The organism is Thalassotalea eurytherma (assembly GCF_030161415.1).
Taxonomy (GTDB): domain Bacteria; phylum Pseudomonadota; class Gammaproteobacteria; order Enterobacterales; family Alteromonadaceae; genus Thalassotalea_G; species Thalassotalea_G eurytherma.
The window spans coordinates 207,754-217,950 of the sequence record NZ_BSSU01000008.1 but is presented as its reverse complement, the minus strand read 5'-3'; the positions used below and the strand labels follow the sequence as shown (position 1 = coordinate 217,950).

The following is a 10,197-nucleotide window of genomic DNA, read 5'->3' as shown; positions in this document are numbered from 1 at the left end:
TGTTTTAATGTTTTAATGTTTTAATGTTTTAATGTAGATATTTAGAAGTTTTTGAAAAGTATGTGGTGGACGATACTGGGCTTGAACCAGTGACCCCCGCCTTGTAAGGGCGGTGCTCTCCCAACTGAGCTAATCGTCCATATCATTAGATGATAGAAGATTTATATTTTGAAGTGGTCGACGATACTGGCTTTATACCAGTGATTGGTTCGGGTATTGTAAAGAGCAGAAGATGCTCACCCGTATCCGATTAATTCGTCTATCAACTTTGCACTATTCAAGAATAGTGGTGGACGATACTGGGCTTGAACCAGTGACCCCCGCCTTGTAAGGGCGGTGCTCTCCCAACTGAGCTAATCGTCCATATCAAAATATTGTTTACTTTCTTTTATGGTCGACGATACTGGCTTTATACCAGTGATTGGTTGGGGCATTGTAAAGAGCAGAAGCTGCTCACCCTTATCCAGCTATTTCGTCTATCCATTTTCACCACCATTTCAAGAATAGTGGTGGACGATACTGGGCTTGAACCAGTGACCCCCGCCTTGTAAGGGCGGTGCTCTCCCAACTGAGCTAATCGTCCGATAAGAAAATAAACGTCACAGAGAAGTGGTGGACGATACTGGGCTTGAACCAGTGACCCCCGCCTTGTAAGGGCGGTGCTCTCCCAACTGAGCTAATCGTCCGTCTCTGTGGGGGCGTATTATAGGGGGTCACGATAGACTGTCAACAACTTAAGATAATTTTTTTTCAAAAACTGTTCGTTCGCTTTAAATTTCAACATTTTGGTTGTTTTCTCAACGTATTTTCAACAAAGCCAAGATAAAGATGTATTAAACCAAATAGCTTGTTAAAATAGCGCGCAATTTTATCCCTATTTATTAATAAGCAACTCGCTTATTAAACATACTTTGTGAGCAAAATATGACTTTAACAACACGATTTGCACCTAGCCCTACAGGCTATCTTCACGTTGGTGGTGCTCGCACAGCCTTATACAGTTGGCTATATGCGAAGAAAAATGGCGGCGACTTTATTTTACGTATTGAAGACACCGACCTAGAACGTTCAACTCAAGAATCTGTTGATGCAATCTTTGAAGGGATGAACTGGCTAAATCTAGAGTGGAATAAAGGCCCATATTTTCAAACAGAGCGCTTTGATCGTTATAAAGAAGTTATCACTCAGTTAATTGAATCAGGCAACGCATATCGCTGTTACTGCACCGCTGAAGAAGTTGAAGCAATGCGCGAAGAAGCAAAAGCCAAAGGTGAAATTGAAAAATACAATGGTATGTGGCGTGATCGCACTGACTATCCTGAAGACAAGCCTTATGTTATTCGTTTCAAAAACCCATTAGATGGTGACGTTGTGATTAACGATATCGTTAAGGGTGATATTACAATTAGTAATAGTCAGCTTGACGATCTTATCATTGCACGCTCTGACGGTTCTCCAACGTATAACTTAACGGTTGTTGTTGATGACTGGGATATGAAAGTATCGCATGTTGTGCGTGGTGACGATCATATTAGTAATACACCTAAGCAAATTAATATTTTAAAAGCTTTAGGTGCTGAAGTACCTCATTATGCTCATATTCCTATGATTTTAGGTGATGACGGTAAGCGTTTATCGAAACGTCATGGTGCGGTTAGCGTAATGCAATACCGTGATGATGGTTACTTACCTGAAGCGTTATTAAACTACTTAGTACGTTTAGGTTGGTCACATGGCGACCAAGAAATTTTCTCGATTGACGAAATGATTGAGTTATTCGACTTAACTGGCTGTAACCGCGCTCCTTCAGCATTTAACACTGATAAGCTGATTTGGGTAAACCAACATTACATGAAAACAATGGCTCCAAGCTATGTTGCTAAACATTTAGCATGGCATATGGCTGACCAAGGTATTTCAACTGACAATGGTCCAGCTTTGGAAGACATTGTTAACGTACAAGCTGATCGCGTTAAAACGTTAAAAGAAATGGCGCAAATATCAAGTTACTTCTACCAAGACTTTACTGAATTTGACGCTGCTGCAGCTAAAAAGCATTTACGTGGTGTTGCTCAACAGCCACTAATGTTAGTAAAAGAAAAGTTAGCTGCACTTGATACCTGGCAGCCTGAAGCTATTCATGAAGCAATTAATGCGACTGCGAGTGAATTAGAAGTAGGTATGGGTAAAGTAGGTATGCCATTGCGTGTGGCAGCAACTGGCGCTGGTAACTCACCTTCATTAGATATTACCTTAGCTTTATTACCTCAAGATAAAGTATTGGCTCGTATTGATATGGCTTTAGCTGTTGTGGCAGAAAGAATCGCAAATAGCTAATATCTAGTAATAATCTTATTAAAGCCGCGACATTGTTCGCGGCTTTTTTATTGCTCGTAAAACATTTTGCTAATTTTCTTGTCTTTTTTTTAGACAGCAGTTACTCTTTTAAATGTCGAGATGAAAGCGCTTACATTTTTATATTGATGAATAGATGAGCGCAATAAAAATATCAACGCGAATGTTTCGTTTAGGTGGGGAACTAAACATACGTCGTTAAATAAAACTGATAATAAAAATTGAAAAAGGAAGTTTTATGTCCTTGAATACAAGTTCCCATCACCTTTCTTTAAAAGAAAAGGTTGGCTACGCCTGTGGCGATGTCGCGTCAAATTTCTATTGGCGTGTTTTCGATGTGTTTCTCTTTATTTTCTACACCGATGTCTTTGGCTTACATCCAGCGGTTGTTGGTACCATGATGTTGGTCACCCGAATTATCGATGCGTTTTCTGATCCTATCATGGGGGCGATTGCTGACCGAACTAAAACGCGATTTGGAAAATTCAGGCCTTATCTTATTTGGGGCATTATTCCTATTGCTGCGGCTGGTGTGCTTACCTTTACAGTGCCTGATTTAAACGAAGAAGGTAAGATTATTTGGGCTTACGCCACTTATATTTTTATGATGCTGACCTATACCTTTATTAATGTGCCTTATGGCGCATTATTAGGCGTAGTGACTGCAGATGCCAAAGAGCGCACATCACTAACGAGCTTTCGTTTTATTGGTGCATTTTCGGGGGGAAGTTTAGTTGCCTACATGACACCCGAATTGGTCGCTTATTTAGGTAATGGTAATGAACAATTAGGTTGGCAATTAACAATGGCGGTTTACGGTGTGATTGCCGCAGCATTATTTTTTATTACTTTTGCTTCAACTAAAGAGCGTATCTCTCCGCCAAAGCATCAACAAAGTAGTGTGATACAAGACATAAAGGATCTTGGAAATAATAAACCTTGGCTCGTGTTATTTGTTCTAGCACTCGTCATTATGCTGACAATATCCTTACGCGCTTCTACGGGAACGTTTTACTTTAAGTATGTGGTTGAACGGCCTGATTTAATTGGTAGCTTTTCTATGACCTACCTAATTGCACTAGCGCTTGGTGCGGCCAGTACACCGATCATGATGCGTTTTTTTGATAAGAAAACCCTGTTATTAATTTTGATGAGTTTGGTCTCGGTGTTGTCGGCAGCTTTTTACTTTATCGATAAAGATCAAATTCCTTTGATGTTTGTTACTCAAGCCTTAATCGGATTTTTTCTTGGACCTAAGTCACCTTTAGTTTTTTCAATGTACGCAGATACCGCTGACTACTCGCAATGGAAAACAGGACGCAGAGCCACTGCGATGGTGTTTTCTGCCGCCGCTTTTTCTCAAAAATTAGGTGGAGCGCTAGCTGGCGCACTTATTGGCTATTTACTTGCTTCAATGGGATATGTTGCTAACCAAGCGCAATCGGCTCAGTCAAACGAAGGTATCATTTTACTGATGACGATTATTCCCGGTGTATTTGCGGTGTTTGCTGTAATAATCATTAAGCTTTATCCGTTGTCTGACGAAAAAGTCAGTGAATTACAGGCTGAAATATTTTCACAAGATCAAGTCGATGATGAAGCATTGCCTGAGGGTAAAGTGAATGGCTAAACATGACAACATCCACAGGGCAATAACACCATTAGTGAGTGTTTCAGCTGATGATGTCAGCTTACATTGTGCCAAAAAAATGCCTCATGCTAATGGTTACCTTTATAACAAAGATATGTTGTTGCAATTAAATTGCCGCGGCTTTGCTATCAGTCAGTTTATGCAACCAGAGCCTGCTAAATATAGTCATGGCCCTAGCTTAGAAGCTAAAACGTTTATTCAACCTGAACATCATTATTATGCTCATCATCCCGGTCGATTTTTCTATGTAAAGGACCTTGATACGCAAGAGGTATTTTCGTTACCTCACGAGCCGATGCGTAAAACCCTCGATAGTTTTAAGTTCTCACAACGTAACAATGAAATTTGTTGGCACATAATCCATCAAGAAGTGTCGTTTGAAATTACCGCTCAACTTGTCAATGATGCGGTCGTAGAATGTTGGCAGATTCATGTTGTTAATCAAAGTAAGGTCAACAAAAACTTAGCGTTATATCCTTATTTCACGATTGGCTATCAGTCATGGATGAATCAACAAGCTGATTTTTGCCCACAACTAAACGCGATTGTCGCCAAATCAATTACGCCGTATCAAAAGGTTGAGCAATATTACGAACACCAGTCATTGCAAGATACAACATTCTTATGGTCTCAAGGCAAAGCTGATGCATGGTTAGCCAATCAGCAATTGTTTGAAGGCGAGGGCGGTCTCACACTGCCTGATGCTATCGTGCAAAGTGAACTACCTAATCAGGGCACACAATATCAAGTAGCCTGTGGTTGTCTGCAGTATAACCTTGCTTTAGCACCGAATGAACGCTTTCAAAATACATGGCTTTTTGGGCCGGCAAAAGATGAAAATGCCATCAAAGAAATATCAGCAAACTTTCTTAGCACCATCGACAGCAATGGAAAAGAAGAATTCAGTTCAACGAGTGTTAGTCTTTCTGGCGATGATAGGTTGTTTCATTACATCAATCATTGGTTACCACGACAAATAAATATGCATGGCGTAACCAACCGCCTCACGACAGATCCGCAAACCCGTAATTATTTGCAAGACAACATGGGGATGAGTTTTTTAGCGCCATTAAGGGCCAAACAGGCTTTTTTAACCGCTATTTCACAACAACACATCACTGGTGAAATGCCAGATGGCATTTTGCTTAATCCAGACGCCGAGTTGAAATACATTAATCAAGTGCCTCATAGCGATCATAGCGCTTGGTTAGCGATCTGCTTGTTGTGTTATTTAGATGAGACGAATGATGTCGATATTTTACATCATAGGTGTGGCTATCTAGATAGTGAACAGCAAGATTCGGTATTAACGCATTTAGAAAAAGCGATTGATTACTTGCTCTTACAAAGAGACGAACGCGGGCTTTGTTATATTAGCCAAGGCGATTGGTGCGATCCGATGAATATGGTAGGGCATTTAGGAAAAGGTGTCTCAAGTTGGCTTTCGTTAGCTTGTGCCTACAGTATTGATTGCTTTGTAACTATCGTTAAAAACTATGTGTCTTCAACACAGCAGAATAGCTGCCAAGCTAACGTTTTGCGATTTACCCAAGCAAAAGAGGCACTTAATCATGCAGTCAATCAGCATTGTTGGGACGGTGATTGGTATGCACGTGGTATCAATGATCATGGCCGAGTATTTGGTACAAAAGCTGATGAAGAAGGACGAATCTACCTTAATCCACAAAGCTGGGCACTGTTAAGCCAAGCCGTTTCACCAGCTAAACAGTACAGTATGCTAAACGCCGTGCAAAGTCAGTTGTTAACACCTTATGGCGTCATGATGTTGTCACCAAGTTATACGGCAATGGATGAGGGGATTGGCCGTATTACACAAAAATCTCCAGGTGTTGCTGAAAATGGCTCTGTATACAATCACGCAAGTGTGTTTTATGCCTACGCTTTATACCAAATTGGTGAATATGACATGGCTTTCTCGGTGCTATCTAAAATGTTGCCGAGCGAGGCGGATCAACTTATTCGAGGTCAATTGCCAAGCTTTATCCCTAATTACTATCGTGGTGCTTATCATCAGTTCCCTGACTATGCTGGAAAATCTAGTCACCTATTTAATACTGGAACGGTAGCCTGGGTTTATCGTTGTGTTGTCGAAGAGCTTTGTGGATTAAAAGGTAACAAAGAAGGTTTGCTTATTCAGCCAAAACTTCCTCGCTCTTTGCCTACGTTGACAGGTACGCGCAACTTTAGAGGTGCAACGATTGAATTTTCTTATCAACAAATAGAGATTGATGAAACGAAAATCTGGCTTAACGAACAACAGCTAAAACATCCTCGAATTGATTCAATTGAAGCAGGGAAAACCTACCAATTGCGTGTTGATTTGCCAAGGAGGCCAAGTGAATAACGATTGTACTATTTTAGTGATGGGGATCAGCGCAACAGGAAAAAGTACCCTTGCTAAAGCGCTGGCAGAACGTGTTAGCGGTAGTTATGTTGATGCTGACGACTTTCATAGTGAAGCCGCAAAACAGGTTATGCAAGACGGTGAGAGTATTGACCAAGTCATGAGGGCTCATTGGATCACTCGTTTATCTGATTATCTGCAACATGAGGCGAGTGGCATCACTGTTCTTGCGTATTCAGGGTTAATAGCCGCACAAAGAAAACAACTCATGGCTGCCAGTAATCGTGCAATAGGCTTGTTACTCACGGGAGAGCCTAGTGTTATCGCCGAACGAATGAATGCACGAAAATCTCATTTTGCATCACCCAATATGTTAACGAGTCAATTAGCGCTGTTTGAACCGTTAACACCAGATGAAAACTTAATTTTTACATTAGCTGTTGAAGACGCCACCGAACAACAACTAGCGTTAGCAATTAACTATATGAAAACACAAGGCATACTTACTCATGAAGCAACTAATTAATTCCGTTTTAACGTCATCAGCATTGCTACTATCCGCTTCTTTTCCTCAAGCTATTGCTGCTGACGATGTGCCATATACGTCACAACTAATTGTTATTGATGGTCAGGCGAGTGAGTCTGTTTGGCAACAAGCATCTTGGCGATCGTTAGAGCATCATATCGTTGGTGAGATACCAACAGCGGAAGATTTTAGTGGGCAATATAAATTGTTATGGGATGAGAACTACCTCTATTTACTCGCTGAAATTCAAGATGATGTTTTATTTGACGCGCATGCCAACCCATTAGAAAAGTATTGGGATGATGACTGTCTTGAAATTTTCATCGATGAAGACCATTCGGGCGGTAATCATCAGTTTAATTTTAATGCTTTTGCCTATCACATAGCACTGGATAACCAAGCGGTAGATATTGGCTTTGAAGACGCGCCTAATGGTCCATTCTTATTGCTTAATCGACACATCAACAGTCAGTGGAAACGCCAATCTACGCCACCTTATAAGGTTATTTGGGAAGTCGCTATTGAAGTGCATAACGATAGGTTTGTACCTAACAGCAAAATGAGAACTCGCGTACCACTTAATGAAGGTAAAACGCTTGGCTTTATGCTCGCTTATTGTGATAACGATGGTTCTGAAACGCGAGAACACTTTATGGGCTCTCATAAAATCACACCTGTAAACGGTGATAAAAATCTAGGCTATATCACGGCAGATGTGTTTGGTGATATCAAACTTATTAAGTCAAAAAAGTAGGTTGTCAATGACGTCTTTAACAAAAATTGCCATGACACTGGTGTGCTGTTCATTAGTGACTAGCGGCCATGCAGAAATTGATTTGAGTTACTTGTCGGAGCATCAACAAGCACGACTTTTGGGTGTTGAAAAAACTGTCGAAGACATTTTTAAACAACTCACGTTAGAAGAAAAAATATCCCTAGTACACGCTAGTGGTAAGTTTCACGTTAATGCTATTGAGCGACTAGGTTTGCCTGAGCTATGGCTTTCTGACGGGCCTCATGGTGTGCGTTATCAAATAGAGAGAGATAGTTGGTCGCCAGCTGGTTGGGATGATGATTACGCTACCTACCTTCCTCATTTAACATCTGTTGCCGCAAGTTGGAATATCGACATGGCTAGTTTGCATGGCAAGGTATTAGGCGCTGAAGCTCGACATCGTGGCAAGGATATTATTCTAGGTCCCGGTGTTAATTTAGCCCGACTGCCACTTTATGGTCGAAACTTTGAATATATGGGGGAAGATCCGTTTTTAGCAGCAAGTTTAGTTGTACCAGCCGTTAAAGGTATTCAATCACAAGATGTTGCCGCCAATGCAAAACATTATGCTCTCAATACCCAAGAGCTCAATCGTATTGGTGTTAACGCTAAACCCGATGAAAGAACCTTGCGAGAAGTTTATTTACCTGCCTTTGAAGCTGCCGTTAAGCAAGGTGGTATATATTCCATTATGGGGGCATACAACGAATATTACGGCACCAATGCAAACCAATCTAAGCATTTAGTAAAAGAAATATTAAAAACGCAATGGGGCTTTGATGGAGTTTTGTTAACCGACTGGAATGTAGACATTAATACCTATGATGCTGCGATGAATGGCTTAGATTTAGAAATGGGCACGAATGTCGGTAGTTATGATGACTACTTTTTTGCCAAGCCATTATTAAAGATGATTAACGACGGTGAAATACCCGTTGAAGTGCTAGATGATAAAGTGAAACGTGTTTTACGTTTAATGCTTCGCGTAGGGCTGCTTGATGATAAACGCTTAACTGGCGAGCGAAACACGAAAAAACATCAGCTAGCTGCCCGACAAATCGCTAGCGAAGGTGTTGTGCTATTAAAAAATGAAGGCAGTGTCTTGCCACTGGATAACAAGAAGCTGAAAAATGTCTTAGTGTTGGGTCCAAATGCAGACAAAGTGCATGGCCTAGGAGGCGGTTCTTCAGAAGTAAAAACGCCATATGAAATTACCCCATTACAAGGGCTTGAAAACGCGCTCAAGGGACAAGCCAACATCCAAGTCATGAGAGCAGCTTCGAGCAAGTTAATGCCAATAGCCGCTGATTACATTGCGAGTAAACATTGGACAGGTACCCCCGCGTGGACGTTGGTTCGTTACCAAGATTCAGCAATGACTACAACGCTTGAAGAAAACTGGATTGTCAATGGTCAATTTGAATCAAAACAAGGTGATGTTAGCCATATCAAAATGTCGGCGCAAATTAAACCGATGGAGTCGGGCGAGCATTTACTTAAAGCGAATGTAGATGGCAGTTTTAAATTGCTGGTTAATGGTGACGCCGTTCTAGCTGGTGATACATCTTCGCTAACGCAATTGAGCCAGGGTATCCATTTAAAGGCAGGGCAAACCTACAACTTTGATATTGTTTATTCAGGTAAAGGTCAGTTTACTTTAGGTTGGGATGCGCCAAATGACTTATTTACCGATGAATCTGTCTATTTAGCCGCCGCGAAAAAAGCCGATGCTGTTATCTATTTTGGCGGTTTATCTCATGGTGATGATAGAGAGGCAATCGATCGCGCGCACATGAAGTTACCAGGCTCACAAGATGAAGTGATCGCAAAGCTTGTTGAAGCCAATCCCAATACGGTTGTATTTCTGGTTGCGGGCTCAGCGGTAGAAATGCCATGGGCCGAGCAGGCCAACGCTATTGTATGGGGCTGGTATGGAGGTATGGAAGCAGGAAATGCATTTGCTGATATGTTATTAGGTAAAACAAACCCTTCCGGCAAACTGCCAATTACCTTACCAAAGCGTCTTGAAGATACTGCGCCAATTGCGTTAAACGACTACAATGCTCAAGAGTCACTTTATAAAGAGGGCGTGTTCATTGGTTATCGTTGGTTTGAACAGCAAAAAATCACCCCTGAGTTTTCCTTTGGCCATGGCTTGTCGTATACCAACTTTGCCTATTCAGACCTGACATTAAAACATAAGTCAGTAAAACAAGGGCAGTCGCAAATTGCTAGTGTAACGGTTACTAATACTGGCAAACGAGCTGGAGCAGAAGTTATCCAGCTCTATTTGCATGATGTTAAATCAAGTGTTGAGCGCCCAGAAAATGAGTTAAAAGGGTTTGGTAAAGTGTATTTAGAACCTGGTGAAAGCAAATCGGTAGACATCATTATAAAACCAAGAGATATGTCGTTTTGGGATATTAACACTAATGATTGGCTTGCTGAGCCGGGTATATTTTACGTGAGGATAGGAGCATCGCTAAATGATATACGATTATCTCAGTCGTTTGAACTTAACTAGT

Annotated in this window: 6 protein-coding genes and 4 tRNA genes; 6 read left to right on the top strand and 4 right to left on the bottom strand. The window is 41.2% G+C overall.

What is annotated here, in order from left to right; all coding sequences use genetic code 11:
• Positions 1-63 precede the first annotated feature (63 nt).
• From QQK02_RS09440 to QQK02_RS09425, 4 genes are all read right to left on the bottom strand, one after another.
• Positions 64-139, bottom strand: a tRNA-Val gene (locus tag QQK02_RS09440).
• 148 nt (positions 140-287) lie between these two features.
• Positions 288-363, bottom strand: a tRNA-Val gene (locus QQK02_RS09435).
• 144 nt (positions 364-507) lie between these two features.
• Positions 508-583: transfer RNA gene (locus QQK02_RS09430), tRNA-Val, on the bottom strand.
• 27 nt (positions 584-610) lie between these two features.
• A tRNA-Val gene (locus QQK02_RS09425) sits at positions 611-686 on the bottom strand.
• A 238-nt stretch (positions 687-924) separates the two neighbouring features.
• Here QQK02_RS09425 and gltX point away from each other — a divergent pair.
• The 6 genes from gltX to QQK02_RS09395 all read left to right on the top strand — a co-directional run bounded on the left by gltX (position 925) and on the right by QQK02_RS09395 (position 10,196).
• Positions 925-2,337, top strand: coding sequence for a glutamate--tRNA ligase (gene gltX, locus QQK02_RS09420; RefSeq protein ID WP_284207750.1), 1,413 nt, complete (start codon positions 925-927; stop codon positions 2,335-2,337).
• A gap of 256 nt (positions 2,338-2,593) precedes the next feature.
• On the top strand, positions 2,594-3,985 hold the full coding sequence (locus QQK02_RS09415; RefSeq protein ID WP_284207749.1) for an MFS transporter: 1,392 nt from the start codon (positions 2,594-2,596) through the stop codon (positions 3,983-3,985).
• Positions 3,978-6,371, top strand: a complete 2,394-nt coding sequence (locus QQK02_RS09410; protein ID WP_284207748.1) for a GH36-type glycosyl hydrolase domain-containing protein — start codon at positions 3,978-3,980, stop codon at positions 6,369-6,371. Before QQK02_RS09415 ends, QQK02_RS09410 begins: the two co-directional genes overlap by 8 nt.
• Complete coding sequence (locus tag QQK02_RS09405; protein WP_284207747.1) at positions 6,364-6,897, top strand: gluconokinase; 534 nt, start codon at positions 6,364-6,366, stop codon at positions 6,895-6,897. Before QQK02_RS09410 ends, QQK02_RS09405 begins: the two co-directional genes overlap by 8 nt.
• Complete coding sequence (locus QQK02_RS09400; protein ID WP_284207746.1) at positions 6,881-7,651, top strand: CBM9 family sugar-binding protein; 771 nt, start codon at positions 6,881-6,883, stop codon at positions 7,649-7,651. The genes QQK02_RS09405 and QQK02_RS09400 overlap by 17 nt, the downstream gene beginning before the upstream one ends.
• 7 nt (positions 7,652-7,658) lie before the next feature.
• A complete protein-coding gene (locus QQK02_RS09395) occupies positions 7,659-10,196 on the top strand; it encodes a beta-glucosidase (RefSeq protein WP_284207745.1) in 2,538 nt (845 codons plus the stop codon).
• The last annotated feature ends 1 nt before the right edge of the window (position 10,197 follow it).